This is a genomic window from Burkholderia torrens, assembly GCF_984668525.1.
This window is the reverse complement of record NZ_OZ480211.1, coordinates 2,778,627-2,795,484: the sequence shown is the minus strand read 5'-3', so window position 1 is coordinate 2,795,484 and position 16,858 is coordinate 2,778,627. Positions and strand designations below refer to the sequence as shown.

20 protein-coding genes are annotated in these 16,858 nt (G+C 66.1%); 11 read left to right on the top strand and 9 right to left on the bottom strand.

Going from position 1 to position 16,858, the window contains the following annotated elements:
* Window positions 1-58: 58 nt before the first annotated feature.
* From nadB to radC, 4 genes are all read right to left on the bottom strand, one after another.
* Window positions 59-1,645 (bottom strand): L-aspartate oxidase, encoded by a 1,587-nt coding sequence (gene nadB / locus AC5LXX_RS12945; RefSeq protein WP_493409702.1) that lies wholly within the window; start codon window positions 1,643-1,645, stop codon window positions 59-61.
* A gap of 162 nt (window positions 1,646-1,807) precedes the next feature.
* Window positions 1,808-1,975, bottom strand: a complete 168-nt coding sequence (gene rpmG, locus AC5LXX_RS12940; RefSeq protein WP_006478046.1) for a 50S ribosomal protein L33 — start codon at window positions 1,973-1,975, stop codon at window positions 1,808-1,810.
* Window positions 1,976-1,992: 17 nt separating this feature from the next.
* Window positions 1,993-2,226, bottom strand: coding sequence for a 50S ribosomal protein L28 (gene rpmB, locus AC5LXX_RS12935; RefSeq protein WP_004186391.1), 234 nt, complete (start codon window positions 2,224-2,226; stop codon window positions 1,993-1,995).
* Between the two features lie 237 nt (window positions 2,227-2,463).
* A complete protein-coding gene (gene radC, locus AC5LXX_RS12930; protein WP_493409701.1) occupies window positions 2,464-3,237 on the bottom strand; it encodes a RadC family protein in 774 nt (257 codons plus the stop codon).
* 136 nt (window positions 3,238-3,373) lie between these two features.
* Between radC and AC5LXX_RS12925 the strand changes: the two genes are divergently transcribed.
* The 8 genes from AC5LXX_RS12925 (at window position 3,374) to AC5LXX_RS12890 (ending at window position 10,569) form a co-directional block, all read left to right on the top strand.
* A complete protein-coding gene (locus tag AC5LXX_RS12925; RefSeq protein ID WP_124456199.1) occupies window positions 3,374-3,829 on the top strand; it encodes an FKBP-type peptidyl-prolyl cis-trans isomerase in 456 nt (151 codons plus the stop codon).
* Between the two features lie 2 nt (window positions 3,830-3,831).
* Complete coding sequence (gene ispH, locus AC5LXX_RS12920; protein ID WP_011352949.1) at window positions 3,832-4,812, top strand: 4-hydroxy-3-methylbut-2-enyl diphosphate reductase; 981 nt, start codon at window positions 3,832-3,834, stop codon at window positions 4,810-4,812.
* Window positions 4,813-5,080: 268 nt separating this feature from the next.
* A complete protein-coding gene (locus AC5LXX_RS12915; RefSeq protein ID WP_493409700.1) occupies window positions 5,081-5,755 on the top strand; it encodes an amino acid-binding protein in 675 nt (224 codons plus the stop codon).
* 211 nt (window positions 5,756-5,966) lie between these two features.
* On the top strand, window positions 5,967-6,917 hold the full coding sequence (locus AC5LXX_RS12910) for a branched-chain amino acid ABC transporter permease (RefSeq protein ID WP_006478051.1): 951 nt from the start codon (window positions 5,967-5,969) through the stop codon (window positions 6,915-6,917).
* Between the two features lie 18 nt (window positions 6,918-6,935).
* Window positions 6,936-8,105: an ABC transporter permease subunit gene (locus AC5LXX_RS12905; RefSeq protein WP_124456197.1), complete on the top strand. Its 1,170-nt coding sequence runs from the start codon at window positions 6,936-6,938 to the stop codon at window positions 8,103-8,105.
* A gap of 23 nt (window positions 8,106-8,128) precedes the next feature.
* Window positions 8,129-8,905: an ABC transporter ATP-binding protein gene (locus tag AC5LXX_RS12900; protein WP_124456196.1), complete on the top strand. Its 777-nt coding sequence runs from the start codon at window positions 8,129-8,131 to the stop codon at window positions 8,903-8,905.
* The gene (locus AC5LXX_RS12895) at window positions 8,905-9,621 is read left to right on the top strand and encodes an ABC transporter ATP-binding protein (RefSeq protein WP_006750046.1); all 717 of its coding nucleotides are present in this window, start codon (window positions 8,905-8,907) and stop codon (window positions 9,619-9,621) included. The genes AC5LXX_RS12900 and AC5LXX_RS12895 overlap by 1 nt, the downstream gene beginning before the upstream one ends.
* A 270-nt stretch (window positions 9,622-9,891) precedes the next feature.
* On the top strand, window positions 9,892-10,569 hold the full coding sequence (locus tag AC5LXX_RS12890; protein ID WP_493409699.1) for a DUF2278 family protein: 678 nt from the start codon (window positions 9,892-9,894) through the stop codon (window positions 10,567-10,569).
* Window positions 10,570-10,590: 21 nt separating this feature from the next.
* Here AC5LXX_RS12890 and AC5LXX_RS12885 read toward each other — a convergent pair whose 3' ends face one another.
* From AC5LXX_RS12885 to AC5LXX_RS12875, 3 genes are all read right to left on the bottom strand, one after another.
* A complete protein-coding gene (locus AC5LXX_RS12885) occupies window positions 10,591-11,046 on the bottom strand; it encodes a GNAT family acetyltransferase (RefSeq protein WP_493409698.1) in 456 nt (151 codons plus the stop codon).
* Window positions 11,047-11,059: 13 nt separating this feature from the next.
* Window positions 11,060-12,244: an acetylornithine transaminase gene (locus AC5LXX_RS12880; protein ID WP_493409697.1), complete on the bottom strand. Its 1,185-nt coding sequence runs from the start codon at window positions 12,242-12,244 to the stop codon at window positions 11,060-11,062.
* Between the two features lie 292 nt (window positions 12,245-12,536).
* On the bottom strand, window positions 12,537-13,568 hold the full coding sequence (locus tag AC5LXX_RS12875) for a CDP-6-deoxy-delta-3,4-glucoseen reductase (protein WP_493409696.1): 1,032 nt from the start codon (window positions 13,566-13,568) through the stop codon (window positions 12,537-12,539).
* A gap of 107 nt (window positions 13,569-13,675) precedes the next feature.
* On the opposite strand from AC5LXX_RS12875, the gene AC5LXX_RS12870 reads away from it, so the two are divergent.
* Window positions 13,676-14,713 (top strand): NAD-dependent epimerase/dehydratase family protein, encoded by a 1,038-nt coding sequence (locus AC5LXX_RS12870; RefSeq protein WP_493409695.1) that lies wholly within the window; start codon window positions 13,676-13,678, stop codon window positions 14,711-14,713.
* Here the strand turns inward: AC5LXX_RS12870 and AC5LXX_RS12865 are convergent.
* Together AC5LXX_RS12865 and AC5LXX_RS12860 are read right to left on the bottom strand one after the other, a co-directional pair.
* The gene (locus tag AC5LXX_RS12865; RefSeq protein WP_493409694.1) at window positions 14,696-14,884 is read right to left on the bottom strand and encodes a hypothetical protein; all 189 of its coding nucleotides are present in this window, start codon (window positions 14,882-14,884) and stop codon (window positions 14,696-14,698) included. The genes AC5LXX_RS12870 and AC5LXX_RS12865 overlap by 18 nt on opposite strands.
* 106 nt (window positions 14,885-14,990) lie before the next feature.
* Window positions 14,991-15,707, bottom strand: a complete 717-nt coding sequence (locus AC5LXX_RS12860) for a pseudouridine synthase (protein ID WP_493409693.1) — start codon at window positions 15,705-15,707, stop codon at window positions 14,991-14,993.
* Between the two features lie 114 nt (window positions 15,708-15,821).
* On the opposite strand from AC5LXX_RS12860, the gene copC reads away from it, so the two are divergent.
* Together copC and AC5LXX_RS12850 are read left to right on the top strand one after the other, a co-directional pair.
* Window positions 15,822-16,196, top strand: a complete 375-nt coding sequence (gene copC / locus AC5LXX_RS12855; protein ID WP_322084525.1) for a copper homeostasis periplasmic binding protein CopC — start codon at window positions 15,822-15,824, stop codon at window positions 16,194-16,196.
* Between the two features lie 65 nt (window positions 16,197-16,261).
* Window positions 16,262-16,762, top strand: a complete 501-nt coding sequence (locus AC5LXX_RS12850; protein ID WP_493409692.1) for a DinB family protein — start codon at window positions 16,262-16,264, stop codon at window positions 16,760-16,762.
* The last annotated feature ends 96 nt before the right edge of the window (window positions 16,763-16,858 follow it).

Genomic DNA, 16,858 nt, shown 5'->3' with positions numbered 1-16,858 from the left:
TTGCGCGCCAACGGTTTTTTTCTTGGGCGCTCCCGGCGTGGCCGGGAAGGGCCTGCGCTCAGCGGCGCGCGCGCGGCGTGAGCACGCTCGGCAACGCCTTCGGCAGCGAGTGCGGCCAGTCGCGGCTGTAGTGCAGCCCGCGGCTTTCGCGGCGCGATTGCGCGCTTTTCACGATCAGCGTCGCCACGTCGACGAGGTTGCGCAGTTCCAGCAGGTCGCGCGTTACGCGGAAGTTCGCGTAGTACTCGTGGATTTCGTCGCGCAAAAGCGACAGCCGGTGCTTGGCGCGTTCGAGACGCTTGTCGGTGCGCACGATGCCGACGTAGTTCCACATCAGGCGGCGCAGTTCGTCCCAGTTGTGCGCGACGACGACTTCCTCGTCGGCATCCGACACGCGGCTTTCGTCCCAGGCGGGCAGCGTGGCCGGCGTTTCGGCGTCGAAGCCGGCCGCCTCGATCGCTTCGGCGGCCGCGCGGCCGATCACGAGACATTCGAGCAGCGAGTTGCTCGCGAGCCGGTTCGCGCCGTGCAGGCCCGTGTACGACGTTTCCCCGACCGCATACAGGCCCGCGAGATCGGTGCGCCCGGCGAGATCGGTGACGACACCGCCGCACGTATAGTGCGCGGCTGGCACGACGGGAATCGGCTGCTTCGCGATGTCGATGCCGAATTCGAGGCAGCGCGCGTGGATCGTCGGGAAGTGTTCGCGCAGGAACGCTTCCGGCTGATGGCTGATATCGAGATACACGCAGTCGATCCCGCGCTTCTTGATCTCGAAGTCGATCGCGCGTGCGACGATGTCGCGCGGCGCGAGTTCGGCGCGCGGGTCGTGCGCGGGCATGAAGCGCGTGCCGTCGGGCAGCTTCAGCAGGCCGCCTTCGCCGCGCACGGCCTCCGAAATCAGGAACGACTTCGCGTACGGATGGAACAGGCAGGTCGGGTGAAACTGGATGAATTCCATGTTCGACACGCGGCAGCCCGCGCGCCACGCCATCGCGATGCCGTCGCCGGTCGCGGTGTCGGGGTTCGTCGTGTACAGGTAGACCTTGCCGGCACCGCCCGTGGCGAGCACCGTATGCGGCGCTTCGATCGTGATCGTGCGGTCGTTGTCGACGTCGAGCGCATACAGGCCGTGACAGCGGCGGCCGGGCAGGCCGAGCCGGTCCGACGTGATCAGGTCGATCGCGTGGTGGTTCTCGAAGAACGTGATGTTCGGGTGCTGGCGTGCCCGCTCCGACAGCGTGGCAAGCACCGCATGGCCGGTCGCGTCGGCCGCGTGGATGATCCGGCGGTGGCTGTGGCCGCCTTCGCGCGTCAGGTGGAAGCCGAGTTCGGCCGCGTCGTCCTTCGTGAACGGCACGCCTTGCGAAATCAGCCATTCGATCGCTTCGCGGCCGTGCTCGACGATGTAGCGCGTCGCGCCTTCGTCGCACAGGCCGCCACCGGCGACCAGCGTGTCGTCGACATGGTTCTCGATACTGTCCGCCGAATCGAGGACGGCTGCGATACCGCCTTGCGCGTTATCGCTGGCCCCCTCCATCATCGAACGCTTCGCGATCAGCGCGACACGTCGCGTGCTGGCCAGGTTGAGTGCGACCGACAGCCCTGCCAGGCCGCTGCCGACGATCGCCACGTCGAATTTCATGCTGCATCTCCATCGTTACGCTTTTGATCTTGTGCGTTCCGTCGGCCGTGGCCGCGGAAAGGGGAGAGCATACCGCGTCGGGCCACTCAGCGTGCGCGCAAAACAAAAAGCCCCGCAGGAGCGGGGCTTTTCGGTCGCCGTCAGGCTGGCAGAAACCGGAGATTACTTGATCTTGGTTTCTTTGTATTCCACATGCTTGCGGACGACGGGATCAAACTTCTTGATCGCCATCTTTTCCGGCATGTTGCGCTTGTTCTTCGTGGTCGTGTAGAAGTGACCCGTACCAGCGGTGGACTCGAGCTTGATCTTGTCGCGTGCGCCTTTTGCCATGATTGTGCTCCTTGGGCTTAGGCTTCGCCGCGTGCGCGCAGGTCAGCGAGCACGGAATCGATGCCGTTCTTGTCGATCAGGCGCAGGCCGGCGTTCGAAACGCGCAGGCGCACCCAGCGGTTTTCGCTCTCTACCCAGAACCGGCGGTTTTGCAGGTTCGGGAGGAAGCGGCGCTTCGTCTTGTTGTTGGCGTGGGAAACGTTGTTGCCGCTCATCGGCGCTTTCCCAGTTACTTGGCATACGCGTGCCATGAGAGCACTCCTAATACGCTAAATTCGGGGTTCGATCGCCGATGAAGGTTCCATCGTACCGCCACGTGATCCATGGCTGCACTCAGAACGCCGAAGCCCATACAGACAAGGCCCTTCGATGGCTAGAACTGGTTGGAAAAAAGACAGACGACGATTCTAGCAGAAAAAGTTCAGAAAAATCAAACCTAATTTCGCTTCGTCGTTGCGGCGCCCCGGGGCGGGCTGCCGCGGCACAGTCTACAGCCAACCGGCGCGTGCGAACGAAAAAGTATCGTCGGTGCCGACGACGACGTGGTCGAGCAGCCGCACGTCGACGAGTTCGAGCGCGTCCTTCAGCACGCGGGTGAGGCGGCGGTCTTCCGCGCTCGGCTGCACGGCGCCCGACGGATGGTTGTGCGCGACGATCAGCGACGCGGCATTGTGCGCCATCGCGCGGCGCACGATCTCGCGCGGGTAGACGGCCATCCGCGTGAGCGAGCCGCGCGTGATTTCCTCCATGTCGATCAGGCAGTTGCGCGCATCGAGATACACGGCGACGAACACTTCCTGCGAACGCGAGCCGATCTTCAGCCGCAGGCAATCCTCGACGGCCTGGGGCGAATCGATCGGCGAGCGCACCTGCGCCTTCTCGTTCATCACGCGCCGCGCGATCTCGATGATCGCGGCCAGCCGCGCGGCGCGCGCGGGGCCGATGCCGGGGTGCGCCTGGAAATCGTCGGCGCTCGCTTCGAGCAGCCCGCGCAGCGTCTTGAACCGATCGACCAGTGCGCGGGCGGTGACGAATACATCGTGCCCGGGCTTGCCCGTGCCGAGCAGCAGTGCGACCAGTTCGTCGTCGGTCAGCGCAGCCGGCCCGCGCTCCAGCAACCGCTCGCGCGGCCGCTCGGGCCGCCAGTTGCGGGTACGGCGCTTGCGCGGGCAAATCGGGAGAATGCGGGCCGGCGGATCGGCCGGCTCAGGGGCGGTGTCGCGGCATTCGACCGGCGACAGGGCGAGGCAGGGTGACGTCATGCTCGAAACTCCATTGGCGGCAGGGCGGTATGCGCGACGTCGTCGCACTTTCCGCCTTGCGCGCTCAGGTGACTTACAATATTGGCTTTGCGCCGGGCCATTCGGCCGTATCGGGCGCCGACCGAACGAGTAATTCATGAGCCTCATCGATCTATCCGAAGTGAAGCCCGGTTCCCATGTCACGTTGCATTACCGGCTGGCACTGGCCGACGGCGCCGACATCGTCAACACCTTCTCCGACAAGCCGGCCACGCTGCTGCTGGGCGCGGGGCAACTGGCGCCCTCGCTCGAACAGATTCTGCTCGGGCTCAGGGTCGGCGACCACTCGACTTATCAGCTAGCCCCCGATCAGGGGTTCGGTCCCCGTAATCCCGACATGCTCCAGCGCGTGACGCTGTCGACGCTGCGCGAGAACGGCATGGTCGGCGACGATTTCACGCCGGGCGAGCTGATCGAGTTCAACGCGCCTGATGGCGGCCGGTATGCCGGGGTGCTGAAGGAAGTCAGCGAGACCTCGGCGCTGTTCGACTTCAATCATCCGCTCGCGGGCCAGGCGCTCACGTTCGAAGTGAAAATCATCGGAATCCTGTAATCATGAGCACCACCGATACGCTGTCCGGGCAGACCGTCGCCGCCGATGCCGAAATCCTGCTGGCCCAGCCGCGCGGCTTCTGCGCGGGCGTCGACCGCGCGATCGAGATCGTCGAGCGCGCGATCGCGATGCACGGTGCGCCGATCTACGTCCGTCACGAGATCGTCCACAACAAGTACGTCGTCGAGGATCTGAAGAAGAAGGGCGCGATCTTCGTCGAGGAACTCGAGGAAGTGCCGGCCGGCAACACCGTGATCTTCAGTGCGCACGGCGTGTCCAAGGCCGTGCGCGACGAGGCCGACGTGCGCGGGCTGCGCATTTACGACGCAACCTGCCCGCTCGTCACGAAGGTGCACGTCGAAGTGGCGAAGATGCGCCAGGACGGCGTCGACATCGTCATGATCGGGCACAAGGGCCACCCGGAAGTCGAAGGCACGATGGGGCAGGTCGAGCGCGGGATGCATCTCGTCGAGAGCGTCGAGGACGTGCAGAAACTCGAGCTGGCCGATCCCGAGCGCATCGCGCTCGTCACGCAGACGACGCTGTCCGTCGACGACGCAGCAGAGATCATCGGCGCGCTGAAGGCGAAGTATCCGAAGATCCGCGAGCCGAAGAAGCAGGATATCTGCTACGCGACGCAGAACCGCCAGGACGCGGTGAAGTTCATGGCGCCGCAATGCGACGTCGTGATCGTCGTCGGCAGTCCCAACAGCTCGAATTCGAGCCGCCTGCGCGAAGTGGCCGAGAAGCGCGGCGTCGACGCCTACATGGTCGACGCGCCCGACCAGATCGATCCGGCATGGGTCGCCGGCAAGCGCCGCATCGGCGTGACGGCCGGCGCGTCGGCGCCGGAAGTGCTCGCCCAGGCCGTGATCGCGCGGCTGCGCGAACTCGGCGTGCGCAATGTCCGCGCGCTCGACGGCATCGAGGAAAACGTGTCGTTTCCGCTGCCGCGCGGGTTGAACCTGCCGCCCGCCGCCTGATTGCCGCATCGCACCTGCGGAACACCGAAGCGCGCCTTCCCGGCGCGCTTTTTTTGTGCCTCGAAATTCAGATCGCAACCATTATTCCCATTCGCAGTGCAACCCGGTTGCTCCCGCTCCGCCCAAACGTCTCTCAAAATTGGTTGCAATGCAGGAAAACCCCATCGAATCGGGATTATTGGCGTCCTATAAATGGAGTTACAATGCGCCCGTTTTCAAGCCGGAATGGCTTTGAAACGGGTTTTGGCAAGGCGCGGGAGACCATTCGATGCATGTGAAGTTGGCGTACGCCGTGTCCGTCGCCGCACCGGTTGCAATGCTTGCCGGATGCAGCAAAAAGAGCGACGACGGGGCGGGCAGGGAGGCTGCGGTGTTCGCGGCACCGCCGGCCAGCGGCGTGCGCGTCGCTGGAACCGGTCGTGCGGCGCCAACGGCGTGCCGTATCGCGCAATGGGGCAACGACAAGGAATACGGGGCACGTTTGACGATTGACGAAATCAACGCGCTTGGGCGGACGAACGGCCCGGCAGCGGGCATGCCGGTTGCAGTGCAGCCAGCCGCCGATCGTGGCGCGACGGCGACCGTGCGTGCCGCTCGACGGATGCCGGCCGAGCGCGGCGCTGCGGGAAGTGCACCGATGTCACCGGCCCCCCTTCATTTCAATTCGATGAATCAGCGTGCCGCCACGACCGGTCGGGTCATGGCGCGCGGTCTGGTTCGTACGATGGATTCCGACGCACTCCTGACGAATGTCGGGTGCGGCGTTCGCGGTGCCGTGCCAGGCAACGCGGCACGGAATCCGATCCGTCCGGATGGGGCGCTTGCGCCGCGTCGGACGGGCCAAGGCACGGATGCCGGGAAACCGGACGAAGGCCGTCTCGGCATGCTGCTCCACGACTTCAAGGAGGCCAGGAACACCGTCCTCGATGTCGTGACGATTTAGCGACGGGACTCATGACGGCACCGGAACAGTGCGGTGCCGTTTTTGTATCCGCTCCGGCGGCAGGTCCGGCCGTACAGGCCGGGCGGCGCGCGCCGGGACGATCCACCCTTACCGGTATCGACTAGTACCCGCAGTGTCGCCGAGAAGGCGCGATTCCTCGCTTACCCGCGGGGCGCAACGTCCTCCGGCTGCACGGGCCAAGGAGCTTTAAATGGATATTTTCGTCCAGCAGGTTCTCAACGGGCTGGTGCTCGGCAGTGTCTACGCCATCATCGCGTTGGGCTACACGATGGTGTACGGCATTCTCGGCATCATCAACTTCGCGCACGGCGACGTGCTGATGATCGGCGCGATGGTCGCGCTGTCGGCCATCACCGTGCTGCAGAACCATTTCCCCGGACTCGGCAACGTCGCGACGCTGACGATCGGCCTGGGCATCGCCGCGGTCGTCTGTGCGTTCGTCGGCTTCACGATCGAACGCGTCGCGTACCGGCCGCTGCGTCGCGCACCGCGCCTCGCCCCGCTGATCACCGCGATCGGCGTGTCGATCCTGCTGCAGACCGCTGCGATGATCATCTGGTCGCGCAACCCGCTGCCGTTCCCGCAATTGCTGCCGACCGACCCGATCAACGTGATCAAGGCCACCGACACGACGCCCGGCGCCGTGATCTCGGTCACTGAAATCGTGATCATCGCGGTCGCGTTCATCGTGATGGGCGGCCTGCTGCTGCTCGTGCACAAGACCAAGCTCGGCCGCGCGATGCGCGCGATCGCCGAAAGCCCGAATACGGCCAGCCTGATGGGCGTGAACCCGAACTTCGTGATCTCCGCGACGTTCATGATCGGCTCCGCGCTCGCCGCGCTGGCCGGTGTGATGATCGCGTCCGAATACGGCAACGTGCACTTCTACATGGGCTTCATCCCCGGCATGAAGGCGTTCACCGCCGCGGTGCTCGGCGGGATCGGCAACCTCGGCGGCGCGATGGTCGGCGGCGTGCTGCTCGGCCTGATCGAGCAGCTCGGGGCCGGCTACATCGGCAATCTCACGGGCGGCGTATTCGGCAGTAACTACCAGGACGTGTTCGCCTTCGTCGTGCTGATCATCGTGCTGGTGTTCCGTCCGTCCGGCCTGCTGGGCGAACGGGTCGCGGATCGCGCGTAACGGAAGGGAGCAAACGACATGACATCCATTCAACCGATCGAATCCTCGACGTCGCTCGTCGAAGAGCGCAACACCGCCAAGACCGTCGTCATCGGCATCCTGACCGCCGTGTTCGTGATCGCCGCGCCGATCATCATCGGCTCGGCCGGCGGCAACTACTGGGTCCGCGTGCTCGACTTCGCGATGCTGTACGTGATGCTCGCGCTCGGCCTGAACGTGGTGGTCGGCTTCGCCGGCCTGCTCGACCTGGGCTACATCGCGTTCTACGCGGTGGGCGCGTACACGGCGGCGTTGCTGTCTTCGCCGCACCTGACCTCGCAGTTCGAGTGGATCGCGGCGCTCGCGCCGAACGGCTTGCACATCCCGTTCCTGATCATCGTGCCGATCGCGATGGCGCTGGCGGCGACCTTCGGGATCCTGCTCGGCGCACCGACGCTGCGCCTGCGCGGCGACTACCTGGCGATCGTGACGCTCGGCTTCGGTGAAATCGTCCGGATCTTCATGAACAACCTCGACCGTCCGGTGAACATCACCAACGGCCCGAAGGGGATCACGGGCATCGATCCGGTGCACGTCGGCGGCTTCAACCTGTCGCAGACGCATACGCTGTTCGGCTTCCAGCTGCCGTCGGTCTACATGTACTACTACCTGTTCGTGCTCTGCTCGCTGCTGGTGATCTGGGTGTGTACGCGTCTGCAGCACTCGCGTATCGGCCGCGCCTGGGCAGCGATCCGCGAAGACGAGATCGCTGCGAAGGCGATGGGCATCAACACCCGTAACGTGAAGCTGCTCGCGTTCGCGATGGGCGCGTCGTTCGGCGGCCTGTCGGGCTCGATGTTCGGTGCGTTCCAGGGCTTCGTGTCGCCCGAGTCGTTCACGTTCTGGGAATCGATCGTCGTGCTCGCCTGCGTGGTGCTCGGCGGCATGGGCCACATCCCGGGCGTGATCCTGGGCGCGGTGCTGCTCGCGATCTTCCCGGAATTCCTGCGTTCGACGATGAGCCCGCTGCAGCACGCGCTGTTCGGTCACGACATCGTCGATACGGAAGTGATCCGTCAGGCGCTGTACGGCCTCGCGATGGTCATCATCATGCTGTATCGCTCGGAAGGCCTGTGGCCCGCGCCGAAGCATGAGGACAAGATCGCGAAACTGGCGAAGCGCAACAGCAAGAAGCCGGTGCGCGCTTAACCTACGGACAAGGGGATACACACATGAGCGACAAGCAAATCCGACTGTCCGTCTCGGGCGTGAACAAACGCTTCGGCGGGCTGCAGGCGCTGTCCGACGTCGGCCTGCAGATCAAGGAAGGTGAGATCTACGGCCTGATCGGCCCGAACGGCGCCGGCAAGACGACGTTCTTCAACGTGATCACGGGCCTCTACACGCCGGACTCCGGCGACTTCAAGCTGGACGGCACGAACTACACGCCGACGGCCGTGCACCAGGTGGCCAAGGCCGGCATCGCGCGCACGTTCCAGAACATCCGCCTGTTCGGCGGGATGACGGCGCTCGAGAACGTGATGGTGGGCCGCCACGTGCGCACCAAGCACGGGCTGCTCGGCGCGGTGTTCCAGACACCGGCCGAACGCCAGGAAGAGCGCGAGATCAAGGAACGCGCGATCGAGCTGCTCGAATACGTGGGCGTGCTGCAGTACGCGGACTACACGTCGCGCAACCTGTCGTACGGCCACCAGCGCCGTCTCGAGATTGCACGCGCGCTGGCGACCGACCCGAAGCTGCTCGCGCTCGACGAGCCGGCAGCCGGGATGAACGCGACCGAGAAGGTCGAACTCACGCGCCTGCTCGACAAGATCCGCTCGGACGGCCGCACGATTCTCCTGATCGAGCACGACGTGAAGCTCGTGATGGGGCTGTGCAACCGGATGACGGTGCTCGATTACGGCAAGGTGATCGCCGAGGGTCTGCCGCAGGACGTGCAGAAGAACCCGAAGGTGATTGAGGCATATCTCGGCGCAGGGGTGCACTGATGGCAGCGGCAATGTTGAAAATCAAGGGCTTGCAGGTCAACTACGGCGGCATCCAGGCCGTCAAGGGCGTTGACATGGAAGTCCGCCAGGGCGAGCTGGTGACGCTGATCGGCGCGAACGGTGCAGGCAAGACCACGACGATGAAGGCGATCACCGGCCTGAAGCCGTACTCGGCCGGCGACATCGAGTACGACGGCAAGTCGATCAAGGGCGTCCCGTCGCACGAACTGCTCAAGCGCGGCCTCGCGATGGTGCCGGAAGGCCGCGGGATCTTCGCGCGGATGTCGATCATCGAGAATATGCAGATGGGCGCGTACCTGCGCAACGACAACGAGCAGATCAAGAAGGACGTCGACCGGATGTTCGGCTTCTTCCCGCGCCTGAAGGAACGAGCGACGCAGCTCGCGGGCACGCTGTCGGGCGGCGAGCAGCAGATGCTGGCGATGTCGCGCGCGATTCTCTCGAAGCCGAAGCTGCTGCTGCTCGACGAGCCGTCGATGGGCCTGTCGCCGATCATGGTCGAGAAGATCTTCGAAGTGGTGCGCGAGATCTCGAAGGAGGGCATCACGGTGCTGCTCGTCGAGCAGAACGCGCGCCTCGCGCTGCAGGCCGCCGACCGCGGTTACGTGATGGATTCGGGCACGGTCACGATGGAAGGCGATGCGAAGCAGATGCTCGACGATCCGAAGGTGCGCGCCGCGTATCTGGGCGAGTAAGCGAGCGAACGAGCGGGCCCGGTGACGCGCGGCGGCGAATGCCGCATGCGTCGCACCAGGGCTTTCGAAAGGCTGTCACGGGATGCCGTGACAGCCTTTTTTCTTGTCGGGGCGATCCGTGCGCGAACTGTGCGCGCGGACGCGACTCCATTCGAGCGTTGTGCTGCGCATGTGGCGCGGGAACAGGGAGCGCAGGCCGAAGCCTGTCGCCCACAATCCGACACACGGGCCGCGTAGCATCGACGACCCATCGGAACATGGAGAGCACGCATGAGTCTGGACTACGGTTTCGTGAAAGCGAAGGTGACATCGGTGGCGAAGCTGAAGGGCTCGCCGCACGGCAGCGAGATCCAGTACCACATCCACCTGACGCTGGCGCTGCCGTCGGGCGACTGGGATGTCGCGATCAACGTCGGCACCAGCGATGCGGACGACCTGCTGAACTACAAGCTCGTCTACGATTTCCACCATCCCGTCACCGGGACGCTCGCGGCCGCGGCCGAAGGCTATACCGACCTCACGGGGCAGGCCGCGTTACCCGCGCTCGACTACCTGCGCAGCGACATCCTGAACGAGACGGGCGCGTGGCGTGCGAGTGCGGTGATGGACGGCACCGAGAACCCCGAGCCGATCCCGTCGCTGCTGCGGCTCGTGAACGCCGCGCAGTCGCAGGGCCTCGACGTCGTCGTGTTCGGCCGTACCTATACGGAAGGCAACGGTATCCACGACACGCACATGAACCAGGGCTCGACGGGCCCGAACTACCTGCATCGCGCGGGCGACGACCACAACGACCACAACGACGTGTGGCAGGACGGTGCGCTGATCGTGCGCGTGAGCGACACCCAATGGGCCGCGTATTTCGCGGCGTTCGAGCAGCAGGCCGTGCCGACCGACGCGCTCGGCAATCCGGTGCCGGGCGCGGGGCCGATCACGCGCTCGAACTGATCAGGGCCGCTGCCGGCGGCATCATGCGGCCGGCAGCGTCTTGCCGAACGAGATGCGCTCCTCGACGCGATAACCGAGCGCCGCATAGAAGCGGCACGCGTCGTCGTTGCCGGGCAGGACCTGCAGGTTGATCTTCAGGCAGCCGCGCGCGGCGAGCGCGCGTTCCGCGTGCGTGATCAGCGCACGGCCGACGCCGAGCCGGCGTGCGTCGTTCGCGACGCCGAACGAGTAGAGCCAGCCGCGATGGCCGTCGAAACCTGCCATCAGCGTGCCGACGACGCGCGCGCCGCTGGTCGCGACGAAGAACAGTTCCGGCTGCGTCGCGAGCTTCAGCTCGATCGATCGCAGCGGATCGCGATGCGGCGGCGCATCGGCGTCTTCGTATTGCGGGAACGCGTCGCGCCATACTTCGAGCACGGCATCGGTGTCGGCGCGTTCGAACGGGCGGATCGCGACAGCATCGGCGGCGGCATCCATCGCGGCGGTCTCCTTAGAGCGTGTCGAGGATCGACCGCAGCATCGCCATCATCTGGTCGATTTCCTCGGTCGTTACGTTCAGTGCGGGCATGAAGCGCAGCAGGTTCGGTCGCGCGGCGTTCAGCAGCAGGCCATCCGGCTGCATGTCGCGCGCCTTCTCGACGATCTGCGGGCCGATGTCCTTGCCGAGCAGCAGCGCGCGCAGCAGGCCTTCACCGCGTTCGCCTTCGAAGCCGCGTTCTTCCGACAGCTCGAGCAGCTTGCGCTTCAGGTATTCGCCGCGTGCGCGCACGCCTTCGAGGAAGCCGGGTGCGACGAGCTGCGAGATCACCGAATAGCCGACCGCCGTGATCAGCGGGTTGCCGTTGTAGGTGCCGCCCTGATCGCCGGCCTCGAATACCGCGACGTCGGCCTTCGACAGCAGCGCGCCGAGCGGCGCGCCGCCGCCGATGCCCTTCGCGAGCGTCATGACGTCCGGCTCGATACCGGCGAGTTCGTACGCGAACAGCGTGCCCGCGCGGCCGCAACCGCTCTGCACTTCGTCGACGATCAGCAGCAGGTCGTGCTGCTTCGTCAGCGCGCGCAGCGCCTGCATGAATTCACGCGTGGCCGGGATCACGCCGCCTTCGCCCTGGATCGGTTCGAGCATCACGGCGACGGTCTTGTCGGTGATCAGCTTCTCGACCGAGTTGATGTCGTTCAGCTCGGCCTTCGGGAAACCCGGCACCTGCGGCGCGTAGATCGTGTCCCAGCCCGGCTTGCCGCTGGCCGACATCGTCGCGAGCGTGCGGCCGTGGAAGCTGTGGTCGAACGTGATGATCTCGTACGCGCCGTTCTTGAACTTGCGGCCCCACTTGCGCGCGAGCTTGATCGCGCCTTCGTTCGCTTCGGCGCCGCTGTTCGTGAAGAACACCTTGTCGAACACGCTGTGCTGCGTGAGCAGGCCCGCGAGCTTCGCCATCGGCTCGTTGTAGAACGCCGGCGACGGGTTCAGCAGCTTCTCGGCCTGCGTTTTCAGCGCCTCGACGATACCGTCGTTGCAGTGGCCGAGGCTGTTGACGGCCCAGCCCTGGATGAAGTCCAGATAGCGCTTGCCCGTGTGATCGTAGAGCCACGAACCCTTGCCGTGCGTAAACACGATGTCGGGGCGGTTCGTGATGTACATCAGCGAGTCGATCGGAAAATCGTTCAGGGGCATGGCAGCAGACTCCAGCGGACGTTGAAAGGGAAACGGGCAATAAAAAAGCCACGGAAGGCCGTGGCTGGTGGGTCGAACAGCTTGTGCGTAACCGGTGAAGCGGTGTGGGTTACGCGCGAGTCCGTGACGAGCCGGCGGCATCCGGGCGGAGCGGCGAGCGGCGACGTCGAAGGGCGGACAGGAAGCAGTTCATGTGCGCAAGCATAAGGCATCCCGCGCCTCACTGTAAACCGCCGCGATGCCACGGATGTGACACGGCGGCGTGCAGCGAGGGCGCGGGCGCGCCCGGTGCTCAGACCGGATGCGCGAGATCGGCGGCGCTCGTGAACGAGTCCGCGTAGAACTCGTCGGCCGGCAGTGCGTGGTGCTGCGTGAAATCGCGCTGCGCGGATTCGACCATCACCGGCGCGCCGCACGCATACACCTGGTGGCCCGACAGATCTGGCAGGTCCTCGATCACCGCGCGATGGACGAAGCCCGTGCGGCCCGTCCATTGATCGCCGGCGTCCGGCTCGGAGAGCACCGGCACGTACTTGAAGTTCGGAATCTCGCGTGCCCACTGCTCGGCGAGTTCGGCGAGGTAGATGTCCTTCTTGCGGCGAGCGCCCCAGTAGAGCGTCATCGGGCGCGTGATGCTCGAGTGCTTCACGTGCTCGATGATCGCCTTGATCGGCGCGAAGCCCGTGCCCGACGCGAGCAGCACGATCGGCTTGTCGGAATCCTCGCGCAGGAAGAACGTGCCGAGCGGGCCTTCGAAGCGCAGGATGTCGCGCTCCTTCATCGCGCCGAACACGTGGTCGGTGAACTTGCCGCCCGGCATGTGGCGGATGTGCAGCTCGATCGGGCCTTCCTCGTGCGGCGCGTTCGCCATCGAGTAGCTGCGGCGCGAGCCGTCCTTCAGGATGAACTCGACGTACTGGCCCGCGAGGTACTGCAGGCGCTCGTTGGCGGGCAGTTGCAGCTTCACGACCATCACGTCGTCGGCCTTGCGCTCGAGCGCGGCGATCCGGCACGGCAGCTTCTTGACCTGCACGCCGTCGACGCCGGCGATTTCACGCACGTCGATTTCGAGATCGCACTGGGCCTTCGAGCAGCACAGCAGCGCGAGGCCGCGCGTGCGTTCGTCGTTGGACAGAGCCGATGCGGCGTGCGGGCCCTGTTCGATCTGGCCCGACACGATCTGGCCCTTGCACGAGCCGCATGCGCCGTTCTTGCAGCCGTACGGCAGATGGACGTTCTGGCGCAGCGCGGCGGCCAGCACGGTTTCGTCCGACTCGACCAGGAATTGCCGGCCGCTTTGCTTGAGAGTGACGTTGAATGCCATAGAACCAAACTAGAACAAAATGTGGGGACCGTGCATGTCGCGCACGGCAGCTACAATGCAAGACCGTTGCGCGTCGCGCGACGGCCGCTACTGATTTCGCAACCAACATGATCGCGACACGAATCCTGCGCCGGCCGCGCGCACTGATCGTCGGCTGCGGCGACGTCGGCATGCGCTGCGTCGCGCAATGGCGTGACGCGCGCTGCAACCTGCGGATCTTCGCGCTGACGAGCCACCCGGCCCGCCGCGACGAACTGCGCGCCGCAGGTGCGACACCGATCGTCGGCGACCTCGATCGCCGGGCGACGCTCGGCCGCCTCGCGGGCCTTGCCCGCACGATCCTGCATCTCGCGCCGCCGCAGTCCGACGGCCGTGACGACCGGCGTACGCGTGCGCTGATCGCCGCAACGTCCATGCCCGCGCGTCGGCCATCGACGCCGACGGCACCGGCGGTCGGCCGGCTCCGAACGCTGCGCACCGCTGCGCGGCAGGCCGGTGCACCCGTTCGGGGAGCGCGTATTGTACCCGACGGCCTTCGCGCGCCGAGGCTCGTCTACGCGAGCACGACAGGCGTATACGGCGACTGCGGCGGCGCGCGCATCGACGAAACGCATCCGTTGCGCCCCGCGAATCCGCGCGCGTTCCGGCGCGTGTCGGCCGAGCGGCAGCTGCGTGCGGCGACGGTGCGCGGCATGCTGTCCGCGCGCATCGTGCGCATTCCCGGCATCTACGCGGCGAACCGCCTGCCGGTCGCGCGGCTCAAGCGCGGCACGCCGGCGCTCGAGCCGGCCGACGACGTATACACGAACCACATCCATGCGGACGATCTCGCGGCGATCCTGCGCCGCGCGGCCGAGCGCGGCAGGCCGGCGCGCGCGGTGCACGCGTCGGACGACAGCGAACTGCGGATGGGAGAGTATTTCGACCGGGTCGCGCAGGTGCTCGGCCTGCCGAGGCCGCCGCGCATCAGCCGCGCGGACGCCGAGCGCCAGCTCGAACCGACGCTGCTGTCGTTCATGCGCGAGTCGCGACGCCTGTCCAACGCACGGCTCAAGGCCGAATTGTGCGTGACGTTGCGGTACCCGACCGTAGACGATTTCCTTCAAACGCTCGCGCCGGGCAGTGCGTCAGGTCAGCGCCGGTAGCGCCTCGATCAGCAGGAAGCACAGCAGCGCACCGATCAGCGCGCCAATCAGGTTCGGATGATATTTGTGCTTCATATGCATCGCGGCCAGCAGGCCGCCGATCGCGATGACACCGATGACCGCGAACGCGATCATCACCGACGACAGTTCGAAAGAATGGTTGATGTTCACGATATCTCCCCCTGCATCGCTGCTCTTGCAGCTTGTGATTTCAGTATAGCGGGGGAACCTGCGCCCGAGACGCGGCCGCGCATCGAACGGTCGTGCGGATTTTCCCTTACAGGGTTTTGACGGGATTGCGCAGGGCTGAAAGGTCGGCATCGTCGAGCCATCGCCACGCGCCCGGTGCGAGGTCGCCCGGCAGCGTGAAGCCACCGATACTTTCGCGGTGCAGCAACTCGACGCGATTGCTCGCCGCCGCCACCATGCGCTTGACCTGATGGTATTTGCCTTCGAGGACGGTCAGCGCAAGCGCGTGCGTGCCGCGCGCGTCGGCGGCGACGGCCGCGATCGGCTTCGGCTCGCCGTGCAGCTGCACGCCGCTGCGCAGCGCATTCAGCTGCGCATCGTCGAGCGGGTGGCGCACGGTCGCGACGTAGGTCTTCGGCACCTTGCGCTTCGGCGACGTGTACGCGTGCACGAACTGGCCGTCGTCGGACAGCAGCAGCAGGCCGGTCGTGTCCTGGTCGAGCCGGCCGACGCACTGTACGCCGCGGGCGACGAGCGGCGCGGGCAGCAGGCTGAACACGCTCGCGTGGTGCTGCGGATCGCGCGAGCACTCGTAGCCGGCCGGCTTGTTGAGCGCGAGATACGCGCGCGCGTGAAACGGCCACGCAGTATCGTCGACCGAGAACACGAGGCCGTCGGTATCGAACGCGGCGTCGGGGTCGGTCGCGACGGTGCCCGCGACGGCGACGCGGCCGGCTTCGATCAGGCCGCGGCACTGGCGGCGCGAGCCGAAGCCCTGGGTGTAGAGAATGCTTTCGAGATCCATAGCGCGCGCATTCTATCAAGCGGCGGCCGATGACCGGCATGAACGCGCATGCGCTGGTAAGCTGCCGGAACGCCGCGCGGGGCGCGGCGCCCGTTCATTCTTCACGGAAAGTCCATGCGTTTCGATTCATTCCCGTTCGGCCGCCAGGCCGCCGCCGTCATCGTTGCCGCAACCGTCTCGTCGGCCGCTTTCGCGCACGCGCATCTCGCGAAGAGCGATCCGGCAGCCGGTGCGACGGTGGCCGCCGCACCGGCTGCCGTCACGATCGATTTCACCGAGCCGCTCGAGCCGGCATTCAGCTCGATCGTCGTCGTCGACGGCGGCGGCAAGACGGTGTCGGACGGCCGCGCTCGCATCGATGCATCGAACCGCAAGCGGATGACGGTGCCGCTGACGGCAGCCGGCACCGGTGCCTATACGGTGAAATGGGTGGCCGTCGCGACCGACGGGCACCGCACGCAGGGCGCGTACGGCTTCAGCGTGAAGTGACGTAACGGCGGCGGCAGGCCCGTGCCAGGGTTGTCGTCGCCTTCATCCGACAGGGAGTTTCCCGCATGAATCCGACGACGCTCGACGCACTCGCCGACTTCCCCCGTCAGCTCGAAGCGCATTTCGCGGCCGTTCCCGACGGCTACGCGCGCTGGACGCCCGACGACTGGGCCGGGATCCCGAGCGAGCATTTCTCGCCGCTCGGGCAGCTCTGCCACGTGCGCGACATCGAGATCGACGGCTATCACGTGCGGCTGCGGCGGATGCTCGAAGAAGACCGGCCGCTGCTCGAGTCGATCGACGGCGACGCGCTCGCGATCGAGCGCCGCTACGACGACGCGTATGCGTCCGACGTGCTCGCGGCGATTCGCGACGCGCGACGCGAAACGCTCGAGCGGCTGTCGCGCCTCACGCCCGAGCAGTTCGAGCGCACCGGCGAGTTCGACGGCTACGGTTCGCTGACCGTGCGCGGGCTCGTCCACTACCTGTGCAGCCACGACCAGCAGCATCTGGCCGGCATGCAGTGGCTGCTCGGCAAGATCGACGCGGCGCTTTACGCGCGCTGACGCGGGTGACGGCCGTGCGGCCGCGCGCAGAATCCGGCGCCGCCGTCAGTGCGGCCGACCACCTTGCATCGCTCCGATTGGGTCGATTTTCTGGAT

Coding starts and splice junctions, on each gene's coding strand:
- nadB (WP_493409702.1), bottom strand. CDS start 1,645: ATGAAATTCGACGTGGCGATCGTCGGCAGCGGCCTGGCAGGGCTGTCG.
- rpmG (WP_006478046.1), bottom strand. CDS start 1,975: ATGGCAAAAGGCGCACGCGACAAGATCAAGCTCGAGTCCACCGCTGGT.
- rpmB (WP_004186391.1), bottom strand. CDS start 2,226: ATGGCACGCGTATGCCAAGTAACTGGGAAAGCGCCGATGAGCGGCAAC.
- radC (WP_493409701.1), bottom strand. CDS start 3,237: ATGACGTCACCCTGCCTCGCCCTGTCGCCGGTCGAATGCCGCGACACC.
- AC5LXX_RS12925 (WP_124456199.1), top strand. CDS start 3,374: ATGAGCCTCATCGATCTATCCGAAGTGAAGCCCGGTTCCCATGTCACG.
- ispH (WP_011352949.1), top strand. CDS start 3,832: ATGAGCACCACCGATACGCTGTCCGGGCAGACCGTCGCCGCCGATGCC.
- AC5LXX_RS12915 (WP_493409700.1), top strand. CDS start 5,081: ATGCATGTGAAGTTGGCGTACGCCGTGTCCGTCGCCGCACCGGTTGCA.
- AC5LXX_RS12910 (WP_006478051.1), top strand. CDS start 5,967: ATGGATATTTTCGTCCAGCAGGTTCTCAACGGGCTGGTGCTCGGCAGT.
- AC5LXX_RS12905 (WP_124456197.1), top strand. CDS start 6,936: ATGACATCCATTCAACCGATCGAATCCTCGACGTCGCTCGTCGAAGAG.
- AC5LXX_RS12900 (WP_124456196.1), top strand. CDS start 8,129: ATGAGCGACAAGCAAATCCGACTGTCCGTCTCGGGCGTGAACAAACGC.
- AC5LXX_RS12895 (WP_006750046.1), top strand. CDS start 8,905: ATGGCAGCGGCAATGTTGAAAATCAAGGGCTTGCAGGTCAACTACGGC.
- AC5LXX_RS12890 (WP_493409699.1), top strand. CDS start 9,892: ATGAGTCTGGACTACGGTTTCGTGAAAGCGAAGGTGACATCGGTGGCG.
- AC5LXX_RS12885 (WP_493409698.1), bottom strand. CDS start 11,046: ATGGATGCCGCCGCCGATGCTGTCGCGATCCGCCCGTTCGAACGCGCC.
- AC5LXX_RS12880 (WP_493409697.1), bottom strand. CDS start 12,244: ATGCCCCTGAACGATTTTCCGATCGACTCGCTGATGTACATCACGAAC.
- AC5LXX_RS12875 (WP_493409696.1), bottom strand. CDS start 13,568: ATGGCATTCAACGTCACTCTCAAGCAAAGCGGCCGGCAATTCCTGGTC.
- AC5LXX_RS12870 (WP_493409695.1), top strand. CDS start 13,676: ATGATCGCGACACGAATCCTGCGCCGGCCGCGCGCACTGATCGTCGGC.
- AC5LXX_RS12860 (WP_493409693.1), bottom strand. CDS start 15,707: ATGGATCTCGAAAGCATTCTCTACACCCAGGGCTTCGGCTCGCGCCGC.
- copC (WP_322084525.1), top strand. CDS start 15,822: ATGCGTTTCGATTCATTCCCGTTCGGCCGCCAGGCCGCCGCCGTCATC.
- AC5LXX_RS12850 (WP_493409692.1), top strand. CDS start 16,262: ATGAATCCGACGACGCTCGACGCACTCGCCGACTTCCCCCGTCAGCTC.